The organism is Mycobacterium sp. NGS17, from assembly GCF_059813205.1.
This window is the reverse complement of sequence record NZ_JCALED010000001.1, coordinates 562389-579139: the sequence shown is the minus strand read 5'-3', so window position 1 is coordinate 579139 and position 16751 is coordinate 562389. Positions and strand designations below refer to the sequence as shown.

The window sequence follows — 16751 nt, the reverse complement described above, 5'->3', positions numbered from 1 at the left end:
GGGACGTGCAGCGGGTGCTCCTCCTCGGACGCCGCGACGGGGTCTGATCCAGACCGGCTTCCCGTCGCGGGTGTTCGCGATGCGCCGGTCTGAAGTTTCCCTTCTGAATCCCCGGAGCAATATCGTGACTTCCAATCCCGACGCATTCAGCTCGACACGAACCATCGTTCAGCCCGCGGGCCCACCCGCGCCCGGACAAGCCGCCTGGAACCCGCAGCGTGGTTCGTCGATGCCGGTCAACCGGTACCGACCGTTCGCCGACGAGGTCGAGCCCATCCACTTGCCCGACCGCACTTGGCCCGACCGCGCCATCGCTCAGGCGCCGCTGTGGTGTGCGGTGGATCTGCGCGACGGCAATCAGGCGCTGATCGACCCCATGAGCCCGGCGCGCAAGCGCCGCATGTTCGATTTGCTGGTTCGCATGGGCTACAAGGAAATCGAAGTGGGATTCCCGTCTGCCAGCCAGACCGACTTCGACTTCGTCCGCGAGATCATCACCGACGGGGCGATTCCCGGCGACGTCACCATCCAGGTGCTGACCCAGTGCCGGCCCGAACTGATCGAGCGCACCTTCGAGGCATGCGACGGCGCACCTCAGGCCATCGTGCACTTCTACAACTCGACCTCAATCCTGCAGCGCCGCGTCGTTTTTCGCGCCGACCGGGCCGCCGTACAGGCCATCGCGACCGAGGGCGCGCGCAAGTGCGTCGAAGAAGCCGCCAAGCGCCCGGGCACGCGGTGGCGGTTCGAGTATTCGCCGGAGTCCTACACCGGCACCGAGCTGGAGTACGCCAAGCAGGTGTGCGACGCCGTCGGCGAAATCATCGCGCCGACACCGGACAACCCGATCATCTTCAACCTGCCCGCCACCGTCGAAATGGCCACCCCCAACGTCTACGCCGACTCGATCGAGTGGATGAGCCGCAACCTGGCCAACCGGGAATCGGTAATCCTGAGCCTGCATCCGCACAACGACCGCGGAACCGCCGTCGCCGCAGCGGAATTGGGGTATCAGGCCGGGGCCGACCGCATCGAGGGCTGCCTGTTCGGCAACGGCGAGCGCACCGGCAACGTCTGCCTGGTGACGCTGGGGCTCAACTTGTTCTCCCGCGGCGTGGACCCGCAGATCGACTTCTCCAACATCGACGAAATCCGCCGGACGGTCGAGTACTGCAACCAGCTGCCGGTGCACGAGCGTCACCCCTACGGCGGGGACCTGGTCTACACCGCGTTCTCCGGCAGCCATCAGGACGCCATCAACAAGGGCCTGGACCAGATGAAGATCGACGCGGACGCCGCGGACTCCGACGTCGACGACATGCTGTGGCAAGTGCCGTATCTGCCGATCGACCCCAAAGACGTCGGGCGCACCTACGAGGCGGTGATCCGGGTCAACTCGCAGTCCGGCAAGGGCGGCGTGGCCTACATCATGAAGGCCGATCACGGCCTGGCGCTGCCGCGGCGGCTGCAGATCGAGTTCTCCCAGGTGGTCCAGAAGATCAGTGAAGGGGAAGGCGGCGAGGTCAGCCCCAAGGAGATGTGGGACGCCTTCTCCGAGGAGTATCTGGCGCCGGTGGTGCCGCTGGAGCGGATGAAACAACGCGTCGACGCTTCCGAGGACGACAGCGGCGTCACCCGCCTCACCGCGACCGTCAAGATCAACGGCGCGGAGACCGAGATCAGCGGGGAGGGCAACGGCCCACTTGCCGCATTCGTCCACGCGCTGGGCGGTGTCGGTTTCGACGTGGCCGTCCTGGATTACTCCGAGCACGCGATGAGCGCCGGTGACGACGCGCAGGCGGCCGCCTACGTGGAGGCGTCGGTCGACGGTCGCACGGTCTGGGGGGTCGGCATCGCGCCGTCGATCACCTCCGCGTCGCTGCGCGCGGTCGTCTCGGCGGTCAACCGCGCCGCTCGCGGCTGATCAGAACAGCGCCAGCTGCTGGTCCAGGGAGCTGGCGTCGGTGAATTCGTCCATGCTGGTGCCCCCGATGACGGCGCCCACGCAGTCCATGAACTGCGCGTCGCCGATCACCGGCACCCCCAGCTGCCGGGCGAGGTAGCCCTTGCCCTGCTCGGGCGCGGGGTCGTTGCAGACCACCAGCGAGGTTTCCCGGTCGACGGCCTCGGTGTAGGCCAGCCCGGCGTGCAGGATGCGTTCCACGAGTTCCTCGTGGGTGCGGCCGACCTCGGCCGCCAGCGCCACCCGCATGCCCTGCACGAGCGGTCGGCCGCCCACGTAGGGGCCCGGGTTGAGATACGGGCAGGGCATCCGGGACGCCAGCACCTTGAGCGGTCGCAGCTCGTCATGGGTGACGCGGCCGTTGGGCCAGCGGCGCCGGGTCACCGGATGTATCGGCAACCAGATGTCGCCCGCGCGGGCCAGCTTGAGCGCCGAGGCCAGCACGTGGGTCAGCACCATCGCGTCGTCGAAGGCGTCGTGGGGGCGCTCCTGGGTGACGCCCCAGTGCGCCGCGAGCGTCTCCAACCGCAGGTTGTCGATGCCGAGGTCGAGCCGTCGGGCCAGCTCGACGGTGCACATGACGCTGTCGACGGGCAGTTCGGCGTCGGCCAGTTCGGCTTCGGCGGCAAGAAACGCGTAGTCGAAAGCCACGTTGTGGGCTACCAGCGTGCGGCCGCGCAGCACCTTGGCCACGTCACCGACGATGTCGGCGAACTGCGGCTGGTCTTCCAGCATTGCGGCGGTCAGGCCGTGCACGTGGGTGGGGCCAGGGTCCACGCCGGGGTTGAGCAGGCTGACCACCGACTGTTCCACGTTGCCGTCGGGGTCCAGGCCGAGCGCCGCAACGCTGATGATCCGTGCCTGACCCGGCCGAAAGCCCGAGGTCTCGACGTCGACGACGGCCCAGCCCGCGTCCGGCTCGCTGGCCGGCCGACCCCAGGAAGCCCCGCTCATGCACTGAGGATGGCACGGCCGACCGACATCGCCCGTTCGCTGCGGGTCGTGTCGGGCTGAATTCGATGCGGGCGACCCGCCGCGCCCGGCGTCAACGCCGCGCTTGCGATCGCCCGGAATTCGATGCGGGCGACCCGCCGCGCCCGGCGTCAACGCCGCGCTTGCGATCGCCCGGAATTCGATGCGGGCGACCCGCCGCCCTTAAACTTCCCGGGTGATTACCACCCGCGCCCGTCTGGCGCTCGCCGCAGGAGCGAGCGCGCGCTGGGCGTCGCGGGTGACCGGACGCGGGGCCGGGGCGATGATCGGCGGGCTCATCGCGATGACGCTGGACCGCTCGGTTCTCCGGCAACTGGCCGCCGGACGGCGCACCGTGATCGTCACCGGCACCAACGGCAAGTCCACCACCACGAGGATGACGTCGGCCGCGCTGGCGACGCTGGGTGCGGTTGCCACCAACGCCGAGGGCGCCAACATGGACGCCGGCCTGGTCGCGGCGCTGGCCGCCAACCGCGATGCCCCCCTGGCGGCCCTCGAAGTCGACGAAATGCACGTCCCGCACGTCTCCGATGCCGTCGAACCCAGCGTCGTCGTGCTGCTCAACCTCTCGCGCGACCAGCTGGATCGGGTCGGCGAGATCAACGTCATCGAGCGGACCCTGCGCGCGGGCCTGGCCCGGCACCCCGGGGCGGTCGTCGTGGCCAACTGCGACGACGTGCTGATGACGTCCGCGGCGTACGACAGCCCGAACGTGGTGTGGGTGGCCGCGGGCGGTTCGTGGTCGAACGACTCGGTCAGCTGCCCGCGCAGCGGCGAGGTCATCGTCCGCGAGCGGGGTCATTGGTATTCCACGGGTGCGGACTTCAAAAGGCCCAGCCCGCAATGGTGGTTCGACGACGACACCCTCTACGGGCCCGACGGCCTGGCCGTGCCGATGCGGTTGGCGCTGCCCGGCGCGGTCAACCGGGGCAACGCCGCCCAGGCCGTCGCGGCCGCGGTCGCGTTGGGCGCCGATCCCGCGTCGGCGGTGGCGGCGGTCTCGACGGTCGACGAGGTCGCCGGGCGCTATCGGACCGTCCGCGTCGGCGCGCACGAGGTGCGCATCCTGCTGGCCAAGAATCCGGCCGGCTGGCAGGAGGCGCTGTCGATGGTGGACAAGCATGCGGCCGGGGTGGTCATCTCGGTCAACGGCCAGGTGCCCGACGGGGAAGACCTGTCGTGGCTCTGGGATGTGCGATTCGAGCACTTCGAGGAGACGGAAGTCGTGGCCGCCGGCGAGCGCGGCACCGACCTGGCGGTGCGCCTCGGGTATGCGGGCGTGGAGCACACCCTGGTGCACGACACCGTCGCCGCGATCGCATCGTGCCCGCCGGGAACGGTGGAAGTCGTCGCCAACTACACCGCGTTCCTCCAGCTGCAGCGAGCGTTGGCGCGCCATGGCTGACTCGGTGGTGCGGATCGGGTTGGTGCTGCCCGACGTGATGGGCACCTACGGCGACGGCGGCAACGCCCTGGTGCTGCGGCAGCGGCTCCGCCTACGCGGCATCGCCGCCGAAATCGTCGAGATCACGCTGGCCGACCCGGTGCCCGAGTCGCTGGACCTCTACACGCTGGGCGGGGCCGAGGACTACGCGCAGCGCCTGGCCACCCGGCATTTGATCAAGTACCCCGGCCTGCAGCGCGCCGCGGAACGCGGCGCCCCGGTGCTGGCCATCTGCGCGGCCGTTCAGGTGCTCGGGCACTGGTATGAAACGTCGGCCGGGGAGCGCGTCGACGGTGTGGGGATGCTGGACGCGACGACGTCACCGCAACCGGCACGCACCATCGGCGAGCTGGCGACCAAACCGCTGCCGGCGGGCTTGACCGAGCGTCTCACCGGTTTCGAGAACCACCGCGGCGGCACCGTGCTGGGACCGGCGGCGTCGCCGCTGGGCGCGGTGGTCAAGGGCGCGGGCAACGTTGCCGGCAACGGCTTCGACGGCGCGGTGCAGGGCAGCGTGATCGCGACCTACATGCACGGGCCGTGCCTGGCCCGCAACCCGCAACTGGCCGACCTGCTGCTGAGCACGGTGGTGGGCGAGCTGGCGCCACTGCCGATGCCGGAGGTGGACCTGCTGCGCCGTGAACGGTTGGCCGCCCGCTAGGGCCTGGTTGGGGGAAACGCATGCTTGCGGGCACTGATTCCCGAGATACCGATGCGGCGATGCGGCGGGACACCCTCGCGACGGCCATCGGCAATTTCATGGAGTGGTACGACTTCGGCGTCTACGGCTATATCGCGACGACCATCGCGCAGGTCTTCTATCCGGGCAACAGCGTCAGCGCTGTCCATCTCATCGCCACGTTCAGCACGCTGGCGGCGGCGTACGTGGTGCGCCCGCTCGGCGGGTTCGTCCTCGGCCCCCTCGGTGACCGCGTCGGGCGCAAGCGGGTTTTGGTGATCACGATCCTGCTGATGGCGGTGGGGACCACCATGACCGGCCTACTGCCCGGCTACGGCACCATCGGCATCTGGGCGCCGATCCTGCTGCTGGTCGCCCGGGTCTTTCAAGGCTTGTCCACCGGTGGCGAGTTTGTCGGCGCCATGACCTACCTCGTCGAGCGGGCCCCGGACCGCAAACGCGGCAGGATGGTTGGGTTCCTGCCGTTGGGCAACTTGGTCGGGTTCGTGCTCGCCGGATTGCTGGTGACCGCGTTGCAGGCCTGGCTGCCCAGCCGCGACATGCTGGCGTGGGGCTGGCGGATTCCGCTGTTGCTGGGAGCGCCCTTCGGCGTGCTCGCCCTTTACTTGCGGCTGCGGATCGAGGAGTCACCGGCCTACACGCAGGCGCGCGGCAACACCGATGCGCCGGTTGACCGCGGGTGGCGGCAATTTCGGCGCACAGTGGTCGAGCAGTGGAAGCCGATGGTGGTTTGCGCGGCAGTCGTGGTGGCCTCGCAGGTGCCGGACTTCATGCTCACCGGATACCTGCCGACATACCTGAAAGTGGTTGTGCGCGTGGGTAACACGGCCGCACTGGTGATCATCGTGGCGACCTTGGCGATCCTGATGGCCGCGGTGGTTTTCGTCGCCATGTTGTCCGACCGTATCGGCGTCAAGCCGATCATGTGGACGGGCTGCGGATTGCTCGTTCTGGCGTCGGTCCCGGCGTTCTTGCTGATGCGCTTCAGCGGCGTCGTTCCGTTGATCTTCATCGGCGTGCTGCTGGTCGGGCTGATGGAACTGTGTTTCGACAGCACCACCCCCCAAGCCCTGCCGGCGCTGTTCCCGACCAGGGTGCGCAGCGGAGCGCTGGCCATCTCGTACAACATCGCGCTATCGACCGTCGGCGGAACTACTCCTGTGATCGCTCAGGCGCTGATATCCGCCACCGGCAGCGCCATGGTGCCGGCCTACATGCTGATCTTCGCCGGCTTGGTGGGGACGGTCGCCCTTCGATTCATGCCGGAAGTCGCGGGCAGGCCGCTGCCGGGGTCCGGGCCCGCAGCCGAACGCGAGGCAGGCGAGCTGGCCGGCGCGTGAGAGCCTGCTGGCGCCTCACACCATGGCCCGGCGGCCGGCGAGCGCGCGACCCAGCGTCAGCTCGTCGGCGAACTCCAGGTCGCCGCCCATCGGCAGTCCCGACGCGATTCGCGTGACCGTCAGCCCAGGGATGTCGCGCAGCATTCGCACCAGGTAGGTGGCCGTCGCCTCGCCTTCGGTGTTCGGGTCGGTCGCGATGATCACCTCGGTGATGTCGACGTCGTCGACCCGCTCCCCGATCCGGCTCAGCAGCTCGCGGATCCGCAGCTGTTCGGGCCCTACGCCGGACAACGGATCGAGCGCACCGCCCAGCACGTGGTAGCGGCCGCGGAATTCGCGGGTGCGCTCGACGGCCTGGATGTCTTTGGGCTCCTCGACGACGCACACCTGCGAGCCGTCCCGGCGGGGATCGGCGCAGATCCGGCAGCGCTCGTTGTCGGAGACGTTGCCGCACACCGCACAGAACCGCACGCCGTCGCGGACCTTGGCCAGCACCGCGGTCAGCCGGTCGATGTCCGGCGGCTCAACCGATAGCAGGTGGAAGGCGATGCGCTGGGCGCTTTTGGGTCCGATGCCCGGCAGCTTGCCGAGCTCGTCGATCAAATCCTGGACGGGTCCTTCGAACATGTCGGTCGCGGAGTCTAAAGCCCCTGCGCGGGCGCGGGCGGTTGCCCCGGCGGCGGGCCGAAGCCGCCGGCCAGCGACCCCAGCCGTTCCTGGGCCATCCGGGTGACCTGCTTGGACGCGTCACCCATGGCGCCGACGATCAGGTCCTGCAAGGTCTCGACGTCCGACGGGTCCACGACGGACGGATCGATCTTCACCGCGACCACCTCGCCGCTGCCCTTGACGACGACCTCGACCAAGCCCCCACCGGCCTGACCGCGGACCTCAGCGTTCGCCAGTTGTTGCTGCGCCTCCATGAGCTTCTGCTGCATCTGCTGCGCCTGGGCCAGCAGCGCCGACATATCGCCTCCGGGTTGCATGACAATCCCCTCGCATCTTGGTCTCGAGTTGGTTTCGCTCGTGAGTCTCCGGCGATTCGAAATACCCAGCGTAGACCGCGCGGCGCTAGCTTTGCGCCGTGGACCTACGAGTGAGCAGGCGTGTCGGCCTCAGGACGATCATCTGCATGATCGTTGCTGCGTCGGCCATCGTCATCCCGAACGCAATGGCAGCGCCATCCAGCATCGCCGGCATGGTGGTCTTCATCGATCCGGGCCACAACGGCTCCAATGACGGCTCCATCAACCGCCAGGTGCCGACCGGTCGCGGCGGCACCAAAGACTGCCAGACCAGCGGGACGGCCACCAACTCCGGCTACATGGAGCACACCTTCACCTGGGACACCGCGCTGCGGGTGCGCGCCGAGCTGAACGCCCTGGGGGTGCGGACCGCGCTGTCCCGCGCCAACGACAACGGCCTGGGACCCTGCGTCGACGAGCGCGCCAACGCGGCCAACGCCCTGCGCCCCAACGCGGTCCTGTCCATCCACGCCGACGGCGGCCCGCCGTCGGGCCGAGGCTTTCACGTCAACTATTCGGCCCCGCCGCTCAACCAGGTGCAGGCGGGCCCGTCGGTGCAGTACGCACGGATCATGCGCGACCAGATGCAGGCCTCGGGGATCCCGCCGGCGAACTACATCGGCCAGAACGGCCTCTACGGCCGCTCGGATTTGACCGGCCTGAACCTGGCGCAGTACCCGTCGATCCTGGTCGAGTGCGGCAACATGAAGAACCCCGCGGACTCGGCGCTGATGGAGTCCGCCGAAGGCCGGCAGAAGTACGCCGACGCACTGGTCCGCGGCGTCGCGGGCTTCCTCGCCTCGCAGGGCCAGGCGCGCTAGACCCGCGACGCTAGCTCAGCTCTCCAGTTCCTTTTTCAGGTTGGCCAGCACCTCGCCCTGAATCCTCTTGAGCCCCAACGGCGCAAAGGTCTTCTCGAAGAAACCCTTCACACCGCCCGCGCCGTCCCAAGTGGTCTTCACGGTGACGCTGGAGCCGGGTCCGGCGGGAGCGACCGTCCAGTTGATCACCATCGACGAGTTCGCGTCCTTCTCGATGACCGTGTGCCCGGCCACGTCGACGTTGGCCTGCACGTCGCGCACCCGCGATTTGGTGGCCTGCAGCTTCCACTTGGCGACCGTGCCGGCCCCCTGCCCACCCTGCAGCACCTGGTAGTCGCTGTACTGCGGGGACAGAATTTTCGGACGGACGGTCTGATAGTCCGCGACGGCGGCAAGGGTTGCCGCGGGCTCCGCGTTGATCAAGATGGTGCTTTCCGCGCTCACCGGTGCCAAAGCGACCCCTCCTCATGATGATTTCCCCGACGCGGCCCTTCCGACGGGTGCACGGGTTGTTGTCGAAGACTAGGGTATATGTGGTGCCTGTCCTTGGATCTGCACTCTCGGCCCACAAGTCCGGCGTTGACCGGATGCTGGCAAGTTATCGATCCATTCCCCCAACTTCGGCCGTCCGATTGGCAAAGCCGACGTCAAATCTGTTCCGCGCCCGCACCAAACGTGATGCGCCCGGTCTGGACACGTCCGGACTGACCGGCGTTCTGGACGTGGATCCCGAATCCCGCACCGCCGATGTGGCCGGCATGTGCACCTACGCGGACCTGGTGACGGCGACGCTGCCGTATGGCCTCTCGCCGCTGGTAGTCCCGCAGCTGAAGACCATCACGCTGGGCGGCGCGGTCAGCGGCCTGGGCATCGAGTCGTCGTCCTTCCGCAACGGGCTGCCCCATGAATCGGTGTTGGAGATGGACATCCTCACCGGCGCTGGCGATTTGCTCACCACCTCGCGCACCCAGCACCCCGAGCTGTTCCGCGCCTTCCCGAATTCCTATGGGACGCTTGGTTATTCAACCCGGCTCCGCATCGAGCTGGAGCCCGTCGCGCCGTTCGTGGCGCTGCGGCACATCCGTTTCCGCTCGCTGCCCGATCTGGTTGCGGCCATGGAACGCATCATCGACACCGGCGGGCAGGGCGGGACGCCCGTCGACTACCTGGACGGCGTCGTCTTCAGCGCCGACGAAAGCTACCTGTGCGTGGGCCGGCGGACCACCACTCCCGGCCCGGTCAGCGACTACACCGGCCGCGACATCTACTACCAGTCCATCCGGCACGACGCCCCGGGGGTCGAAGCCACCAAGGATGACCGGCTGACCATGAACGATTACTTCTGGCGCTGGGACACCGATTGGTTCTGGTGCTCACGCGCGTTCGGCGTGCAGAACCCGCGGCTGCGGCGCTGGTGGCCGCGCCGCTACCGGCGCAGCAGCTTCTACTCGAAGCTCATCGCGATGGATCGGCGGTTCGGCATCGCCGACCGGATCGAGGCGCGCAACGGCCGCCCACCCCGCGAACGGGTGGTGCAGGACGTCGAGGTGCCGGTCGAACGGACCTGCGACTTCCTGGAGTGGTTCCTAGACAGCGTGCCCATCACGCCAATCTGGTTGTGCCCCTTGCGTCTACGCGACCACCAGGGCTGGCCGCTGTACCCGATGCGGCCGGATCACACCTATGTCAACGTCGGCTTCTGGTCATCGGTGCCGGCCGGCTCATGCGAGGGCGCCACCAATCGGATGATCGAAGCCAAGGTGAGCGAACTCGGTGGCCACAAGTCGCTGTATTCCGAGTCCTACTACTCCCGCGAGGATTTCGACGAGTTGTACGGCGGCGAGGCCTACAACACCGTCAAGAAAACCTATGACCCCGATTCTCGTTTACTCGACCTCTACGCGAAGGCGGTGCAACGGCGATGACGACGACGAAAGAACCCCACCGCTCGCCGACCGGCAAATTGAGCATGGCCGAGATCCTGGAGGTCTTCGCCGCGACCGGACGACATCCGCTGAGGTTCACCGCCTACGACGGCAGCACGGCGGGAAGCGAAGACGCCGAACTGGGCCTGGATCTTCGGACGCCTCGCGGGGCCACCTACCTGGCCACCGCGCCCGGCGAACTCGGCCTGGCTCGCGCCTACGTGTCGGGCGACCTGCAGGCCTACGGCGTGCATCCGGGTGACCCGTACCAACTGCTCAAGACGCTGACCGATCGGGTCGAATTCAAACGGCCGCCGGCGCGGGTGCTGGCCAACGTCGTGCGTTCGCTGGGCTTCGAGCGGTTGTTGCCGGTGCCACCGCCACCCCAGGAAACCCGGCCGCGGTGGCGCCGGGTCACCGAAGGGCTGATGCACAGCAAGACCCGCGACGCCGAGGCCATCCACCACCATTACGACGTCTCCAATGCCTTCTACGAACTGGTGTTGGGCCCGTCGATGACCTATACCTGCGCGGTGTATCCCGACGCCGAGGCGACGCTGGAGGATGCGCAGCAAAACAAGTACCGGCTGATTTTCGAGAAGTTGCGGCTGCAGCCCGGCGACCGGCTGCTCGACGTCGGCTGCGGGTGGGGCGGCATGGTGCGGTACGCCGCGCGGCACGGTGTCCGGGCGATCGGCGCCACCCTGTCGGCCGAGCAGGCGAAGTGGGCGCAGCGGGCGATCGCCGACGAGGGGCTGGCGGAGCTGGCCGAGGTGCGACACTGCGACTACCGCGACGTCGGCGAGACGCAGTTCGACGCCGTCTCCTCGATCGGTTTGACCGAGCACATCGGCGTCAAGAACTACCCGGCCTACTTCGGATTCCTGAAGTCGAAGCTGCGCACCGGCGGGCTGCTGCTCAACCACTGCATCACCCGCCACGACAACACCTCCACCTCGTTCGCCGGCGGATTCACCGACCGCTACGTTTTCCCGGACGGCGAGCTGACCGGCTCGGGCCGCATCACCTGTGCGGTCCAGGATGTGGGCTTCGAGGTGCTGCACGCGGAGAACTTCCGCCATCACTACGCGATGACGCTGCGCGACTGGTGTCGCAACCTGGTCGAGCACTGGGACGTGGCGGTCAGCGAGGTCGGCTTGCCGACCGCCAAGGTATGGGGCCTGTACATGGCGGCTTCACGAGTGGCGTTCGAGCAGAACAACCTTCAGCTCCATCACGTGCTGGCAGCCAACACCGACGCGCGCGGGGATGACGACCTGCCACTGCGGCCGTGGTGGACGGCCTGACGCGCTAGCCGTTGTCGATGCGGCGGGCGCCCAGCTCGTTCTGCAGCAGTTCGAGCGCGACCTCTTCGGGGTCGCGGCGGGGCGCAGACGACTCGTCGCGGACCGCCTCGGCGAGCATGTGTTCCTCTTCGTCGCGGCGCGCGGAATCGACGTCGGGTGCGGGCTCGGCGACGTTGGGAACCGCGCGCCCGGCTTCCTCGCCGGCGAGGGTGGGTGACGCGGCCGACACCGGGGCGCCGGCCTCACACCGCACTCGCCAATCGACACCGAGCGCGTCTTTGAGCGCCTCGGCGATGACGTCGGCGTTGCGCTGTTCGCAGAGCCTCTTGGCCAGCGGCGCCGATTCGTGGCTCAGGACCAACGTGTTGCCCTCGATGGCCCGGACGGTCGCCCCGGCCAACATCACCTCGGTGGTACGGCTCCGCTGACGCACCTTTTCGCGCACCGTGGGCCACATGCTGCGCACCGCCGCGGTGTTGAGTTCGCCTGGCGCCGAAGCTGATTCGGCCGCCGGCGCGTCGACGGGTGCGGGCGGAGGCGACTCGGGTTCGGGCTTGGGCTTCGGTTCCGGTTGCGGTTCGGGCTTGCGAGCGGGCGCCGCGGAGGGCCGGGTGAACCGGGCGGGTTGTGCTTCGGCCTGGGCGCTGCGTGGCGTCGCAGTGGAAACTTCCGAGCCGGGGATCGACATGTCCAGCCGGGTCTCGATTCGCTCGACGCGTTGCAGCAGCGCCGATTCGGTGTCGCTGGCCGAGGGCAGCAGCAGCCGCGCGCACACGACCTCGAGCAGCAGGCGCGGCGCCGTGGCTCCCCGCATCTCGCCCAGCCCCGCCTGCACCACCTCGGCGTAGCGGGTCAGGGTCGCCGGCCCGATCCGGGTCGCTTGCTCACGCATCCGTTCCAGCACGTCCTCCGGCGCGTCCACCACGCCACGGCTGGCCGCATCCGGGACGGCCTGCAGCAGGATGAGGTCGCGAAACCGTTCGAGCAGATCGGTGGCGAACCGCCGCGGGTCGTGGCCGGCGTCGATCACCGACTCCACCGCGCCGAACAGCGCCGCGGCATCGGCGGCGGCAAGCGAGTCCACCGCGTCGTCGATCAGCGCCATGTCGGTGGCGCCCAGCAGGCCCAGCGCCCGTTGATAGGTCACGTGCGCACCTTCGGCGCCGGCGACCAGCTGATCCAGCACCGACAGGGTGTCGCGCGGCGAGCCGCCGCCGGCGCGGATCACCAACGGGTAGACGGCGTCGTCGACGGCGACGCCCTCCTGCTCGCAGATCCGCGCGATCAACGCCCGCATGGTCTTCGGCGGCAACAGCCGGAACGGGTAGTGATGGGTGCGCGATCGAATCGTCGGCAGCACCTTCTCCGGCTCGGTGGTGGCGAAAATGAAGATGAGGTGCTCGGGGGGCTCCTCCACGATCTTGAGCAGCGCGTTGAACCCGGCCGTGGTGACCATGTGCGCCTCGTCGACGATGAACACCCGGTAGCGCGACTGCGCGGGCGCGTAGAAAGCGCGGTCCCGCAGCTCGCGGGTGTCGTCCACGCCGCCGTGGCTGGCGGCGTCGAGTTCCACCACGTCGATGCTGCCGGGCGCGTTCGGCGCCAGCGCCTGGCACGAGTCACAGACCCCGCACGGGTTGGCGGTCGGGCCCTGTACGCAGTTCAGCGAGCGGGCCAGGATGCGCGCCGACGACGTCTTCCCGCACCCGCGCGGGCCCGAGAACAAATACGCGTGGTTGATCCGGCTGGCTTCCAGCGCGATCGACAGTGGTTCGGTGACGTGCTCCTGCCCCACCACTTCGGCGAACGTTGCCGGTCGGTACTTGCGGTAGAGGGCCACGGTCAGCAGGCTACCGGCGTCGGGTGACTAGGGCCCGCGGGGCGTCGAGCGTGAACGAGGGGCGCGATTTCGGCGATTTTCTCGACGTCAGTTCACGCTCGACGCGGACGACGCCAGCAGCGACTCCGACGCCGCCAACAGCGCGCAGGTGGCCAGGCCGTCGACGGCGTCGCGCAGGTCCGGCAGCGACGGGAAGGTCGGCGCGATCCGGATGTTGGTGTCCTTCGGGTCTTTCCGGTACGGGAACGACGCACCCGCCTCGGTGACCGCGATGCCGGCGTCCTTGGCCAGCGCGACGGTCCGCTTCGCGGTGCCGGGCAGCACGTCGAGGCTGATGAAGTAGCCGCCCTTGGGGTCGGTCCACGACGCGATCTTGGAGTCGCTGAGCCGCTGATCCAGGATCTCGGCGGCCAGCGCGAACTTCGGCGCCAGGATCTGCTGGTGCCGCAACATGTGCAGCCGCACCCCGTCGGCGTCGCGGAAGAAGCGCAGGTGTCGCAGCTGGTTGACCTTGTCGGGCCCGATCGACTTCTTTCCCGCGTATTGCAGGTACCAGGCGATGTTGCCCAGCGATCCGCCCAAAAAGCTCACACCGGCGCCGGCGAAGGTGATCTTCGAGGTGGACGCGAACACGTAGGGCCGATGCGGGTTCCCGGCCGCGGCGGCCAGCCCGAGCACGTCGACCTGCCGGACGAAGTCATGCGTCAGGGTGTGCACCGCATATGCGTTGTCCCAGAACAGCCGGAAGTCGGGCGCCGCGGTCCGCATCTGGACGAGCCGCAGGACGGTGTCCCAGGAGTAGGTGACCCCGGTGGGGTTGCCGAACACCGGCACCGTCCACATGCCCTTGATGGCCGCATCGGCGGCCACCAACTCTTCGATCAGGTCGACATCCGGCCCGTCGGACAGCATCGGCACGGGGATCATCTCGATGCCCATCGTCTCGGTGATGGCGAAGTGCCGGTCGTAGCCCGGCGACGGGCATAGGAACTTGATGCTCGGTTCGTCCTTCCAGGGCCGCTGCGAGTCCACGCCGCCGTACAACATCGAGAAGGCGACGAGGTCGTGCATCAGCTCCAGGCTGGAGTTGTTGCCCGCGATCAGGTTCTGCACCGGGATACCGAGCAGTTCCCCGAAGATGGCCCGCAGCTCGGGCAGGCCGTGCAGGCCGCCGTAGTTGCGAGTGTCGGTGCCCTCGCTGTCGCGGAAGTCGTCCCCGGGCAGGCTCAGCAGCTGGTTGGACAGATCGAGCTGGGCGGGTGCCGGCTTGCCGCGGGTCAGGTCCAGGGAGAGCTTCTTGGCCTGCAGGTCCGCGTAGTCCTGCTGGTGACGAGTGTTCGCAGCCGCGAGCTCGGCCGGGGTGAGGGACTCCAGCGACACCATGAACCCTTTCGCTGTCGAAGCGGGAAACCAGTCGCGGCGGAGCCGGGCGAAGCGGGTCGCCACTCATCGGACATAGGGGACCCCGCGCACCCGACAGAGCCCATTGACCCTTGCTGCCTTCCGGCCCTGGGGGAGTTCACAGGATAGACGCCGCGCGGGGTCCAGCGACGAGTGTAATACCCGCCTCGGAGTCGACGCCGAGCAACTGGCGGGGGTCATCTGGCCCTCGGTTACCATGGCCACGGAGGATTCGCCTAGTGGCCTATGGCGCTCGCCTGGAACGCGGGTTGGGTTAACAGCCCTCGCGGGTTCAAATCCCGCATCCTCCGCCATTGGTCCGCCAAGCGGACACGTACGAATTGATATGGATTCGGGTCGGCCGCCTTTAGGCTGGCGTGGACTCACCAGCACGAGGAGGGGTATGGGGCGCAAGGTCGCCATCCCGTGGCACGCGTCATTTTCGATCGCTGCCGGCGTCCTCTACTTCTTTTTCGTGTTGCCGCGTTGGCCCGAGCTGATGGGCGACACCGCACACTCGCTGGGGACTTCGCTGCGCATCGTGACGGGTGCGCTGATTGCGCTCGCGGCGCTGCCCGTGGTGTTCACGCTGCTGCGCACCCGCAAGCCCGAGTTGGGGACGCCGCAGCTGGCCCTGTCCATCAGGATCTGGTCGATCGTGGCCCACGTGCTGGCCGGGGTGCTGATCATCGGGACGGCGATCAGCGAGATCTGGCTGAGCCTGGACGCCGCGGGGCGGTGGTTGTTCGGGATCTACGGGGCGGCCGCCGCGATCGCATTGCTCGGCATTTTCGCCTTCTACCTCTCCTTCGCCGCCGAGCTACCCCCGCCGCCGCCCAAACCGATCAAGGCGAAGAAGCCCAAGGAGCGCCGCGTGCGGCGCAAGAAGGGCGCCGAAGCCGAAGCCGAAGCCGAAGCCGACGAAGGCGCGCCGGACGAGGCGGAGGCCACCGCTGCCGAAGCCGAAGAAGCCGAAGAAACAGAAGAAGCCGAGGCGGCCGAGCCTGCGGCGGCCCCTACCGAAGTCACCGCGGAAACCGACGCCGAGGCGGCACCGGAGCCGGCGGCCGAGGCGACGCCCGTCAAAGACACCACCGAGCCGTCCGACGCGGCCGCCCACGAAGGCGACGAGTCGAAGGCCAAGCTGCGCAACCGGCGCCCGACCGGCAAGGGGTCACACCGGATGCGCCGCAGGCGCACTCGGGCCGGTGTGGCCGTAGACGAAAACACCGACGAGGAATAGTCAGCGCCGCCGGAGCCGCTCCACGTAGGCGGCGATACGGCGCAGCGTCTCGTCCGTCCCCCACATCCGGCGCACCTCGTCGTCGACGTCGCGGGCCTCGCGGACCCGCGCCATCGCCGGGGCGTGCAACTGATTCTTCGTCTGCCTGTAGGCGTCGGCGGGGATGCTGCCCAGGTCCGATGCCTCCGCCACGGCCGCCTCGACGAGCTCGTCGGCGACGATGCGGTGGGCCAATCCGCGGGCCACGGCCTCCGCGCCCCGATAGTTGCGGCCCCCGAGCAGCACCTCGTCGGCATGGATTCCGCAGGCGTAGCGCATGACCTCCAAGGCGGCGACCGGGAACGGCACCCCGACGCGCACCTCGGCCGCGCCGATCTGCGCCTCCGGGCCGATCAGGCGGCGGTCGCAGGCGCACGCGAGCACGCAGCCGCCCGCGATGGCGGCGCCGTTGATCGCGGCGACGGTCGGCCCCGGATAGCTGAACATCGCATCGAACGCCGCGGACAGCGCGGGGACCAGCCGATCGGTGTAGCCGGTGCCGCCCTGCACCACCCGATTGAGGTCGACGCCGGCGCTGAAGGCGCGGCCGGCGCCGGTGACCACCAGCGCGCCGGCGTCCGAACGCGCCAGCTCGCGCACCGCCGAAGTCAGCTCTTCGAGCAGCTCGACATCCTGCGCATTGACCGGACCGGACGACAGCGTCAGCACCTGCACGGTCCCGACGGTGCTGATGTCGATCATGATCATTC

Annotated in this window: 15 protein-coding genes, 1 tRNA gene and 1 other RNA gene; 9 read left to right on the top strand and 8 right to left on the bottom strand. The window is 68.7% G+C overall.

The window, feature by feature from the left end; genetic code table 11:
• The first annotated feature begins 121 nt into the window (after positions 1-121).
• Complete coding sequence (gene leuA / locus AC5Y7E_RS02810) at positions 122-1924, top strand: 2-isopropylmalate synthase (protein WP_499947572.1); 1803 nt, start codon at positions 122-124, stop codon at positions 1922-1924.
• Here the strand turns inward: leuA and AC5Y7E_RS02805 are convergent, their stop codons facing one another.
• Complete coding sequence (locus AC5Y7E_RS02805; RefSeq protein ID WP_499947358.1) at positions 1925-2917, bottom strand: DEDDh family exonuclease; 993 nt, start codon at positions 2915-2917, stop codon at positions 1925-1927.
• Positions 2918-3131: 214 nt separating this feature from the next.
• Here AC5Y7E_RS02805 and AC5Y7E_RS02800 point away from each other — a divergent pair, with 214 nt between their 5' ends.
• From AC5Y7E_RS02800 to AC5Y7E_RS02790, 3 genes are read left to right on the top strand one after another with little or no spacing between them, the layout of a single operon-like run.
• Positions 3132-4361, top strand: a complete 1230-nt coding sequence (locus tag AC5Y7E_RS02800; RefSeq protein WP_499947357.1) for a MurT ligase domain-containing protein — start codon at positions 3132-3134, stop codon at positions 4359-4361.
• A gap of 4 nt (positions 4362-4365) precedes the next feature.
• Entirely contained in the window at positions 4366-5061 is a 696-nt protein-coding gene (locus AC5Y7E_RS02795; RefSeq protein ID WP_499917645.1) for a type 1 glutamine amidotransferase, read from the top strand.
• A gap of 59 nt (positions 5062-5120) precedes the next feature.
• The gene (locus AC5Y7E_RS02790; protein WP_499917153.1) at positions 5121-6440 is read left to right on the top strand and encodes an MFS transporter; all 1320 of its coding nucleotides are present in this window, start codon (positions 5121-5123) and stop codon (positions 6438-6440) included.
• Between the two features lie 15 nt (positions 6441-6455).
• On the opposite strand, the gene recR is transcribed toward AC5Y7E_RS02790, so the two are convergent.
• Together recR and AC5Y7E_RS02780 are read right to left on the bottom strand one after the other, a co-directional pair.
• Complete coding sequence (gene recR / locus AC5Y7E_RS02785; RefSeq protein ID WP_499917154.1) at positions 6456-7067, bottom strand: recombination mediator RecR; 612 nt, start codon at positions 7065-7067, stop codon at positions 6456-6458.
• 14 nt (positions 7068-7081) lie between these two features.
• The gene (locus AC5Y7E_RS02780; RefSeq protein WP_082971177.1) at positions 7082-7426 is read right to left on the bottom strand and encodes a YbaB/EbfC family nucleoid-associated protein; all 345 of its coding nucleotides are present in this window, start codon (positions 7424-7426) and stop codon (positions 7082-7084) included.
• 98 nt (positions 7427-7524) lie between these two features.
• On the opposite strand from AC5Y7E_RS02780, the gene AC5Y7E_RS02775 reads away from it, so the two are divergent.
• Positions 7525-8286: an Rv3717 family N-acetylmuramoyl-L-alanine amidase gene (locus tag AC5Y7E_RS02775; protein ID WP_499917155.1), complete on the top strand. Its 762-nt coding sequence runs from the start codon at positions 7525-7527 to the stop codon at positions 8284-8286.
• 15 nt (positions 8287-8301) lie between these two features.
• On the opposite strand, the gene AC5Y7E_RS02770 is transcribed toward AC5Y7E_RS02775, so the two are convergent.
• Positions 8302-8739: an SRPBCC family protein gene (locus AC5Y7E_RS02770; RefSeq protein WP_499917156.1), complete on the bottom strand. Its 438-nt coding sequence runs from the start codon at positions 8737-8739 to the stop codon at positions 8302-8304.
• Positions 8740-8819: 80 nt separating this feature from the next.
• Between AC5Y7E_RS02770 and AC5Y7E_RS02765 the strand changes: the two genes are divergently transcribed.
• Together AC5Y7E_RS02765 and AC5Y7E_RS02760 are read left to right on the top strand one after the other, a co-directional pair.
• Positions 8820-10211 carry an FAD-binding oxidoreductase gene (locus AC5Y7E_RS02765; RefSeq protein WP_499917157.1) on the top strand — a complete coding sequence of 464 codons (1392 nt, stop codon included), beginning with the start codon at positions 8820-8822 and terminating at the stop codon, positions 10209-10211.
• Positions 10208-11518: a class I SAM-dependent methyltransferase gene (locus tag AC5Y7E_RS02760; protein ID WP_499917158.1), complete on the top strand. Its 1311-nt coding sequence runs from the start codon at positions 10208-10210 to the stop codon at positions 11516-11518. The genes AC5Y7E_RS02765 and AC5Y7E_RS02760 overlap by 4 nt, the downstream gene beginning before the upstream one ends.
• A 4-nt stretch (positions 11519-11522) precedes the next feature.
• Here the strand turns inward: AC5Y7E_RS02760 and AC5Y7E_RS02755 are convergent, their stop codons facing one another.
• The 3 genes from AC5Y7E_RS02755 to ffs form a co-directional block, all read right to left on the bottom strand.
• A complete protein-coding gene (locus AC5Y7E_RS02755) occupies positions 11523-13358 on the bottom strand; it encodes a DNA polymerase III subunits gamma/tau (RefSeq protein WP_499947356.1) in 1836 nt (611 codons plus the stop codon).
• An 87-nt stretch (positions 13359-13445) separates the two neighbouring features.
• Positions 13446-14738: an aspartate aminotransferase type Ic gene (locus AC5Y7E_RS02750; RefSeq protein WP_499947567.1), complete on the bottom strand. Its 1293-nt coding sequence runs from the start codon at positions 14736-14738 to the stop codon at positions 13446-13448.
• Positions 14739-14811: 73 nt separating this feature from the next.
• Positions 14812-14908: signal recognition particle sRNA small type (gene ffs / locus AC5Y7E_RS02745), an RNA gene on the bottom strand.
• 76 nt (positions 14909-14984) lie between these two features.
• On the opposite strand from ffs, the gene AC5Y7E_RS02740 reads away from it, so the two are divergent.
• A tRNA-Ser gene (locus tag AC5Y7E_RS02740) sits at positions 14985-15073 on the top strand.
• An 89-nt stretch (positions 15074-15162) separates the two neighbouring features.
• Positions 15163-16002 (top strand): lipid uptake coordinator LucA, encoded by an 840-nt coding sequence (gene lucA, locus AC5Y7E_RS02735; RefSeq protein ID WP_499947355.1) that lies wholly within the window; start codon positions 15163-15165, stop codon positions 16000-16002.
• Here lucA and AC5Y7E_RS02730 read toward each other — a convergent pair whose 3' ends face one another.
• A complete protein-coding gene (locus tag AC5Y7E_RS02730; RefSeq protein ID WP_499947354.1) occupies positions 16003-16743 on the bottom strand; it encodes an enoyl-CoA hydratase/isomerase family protein in 741 nt (246 codons plus the stop codon).
• Between the last annotated feature and the right edge of the window lie 8 nt (positions 16744-16751).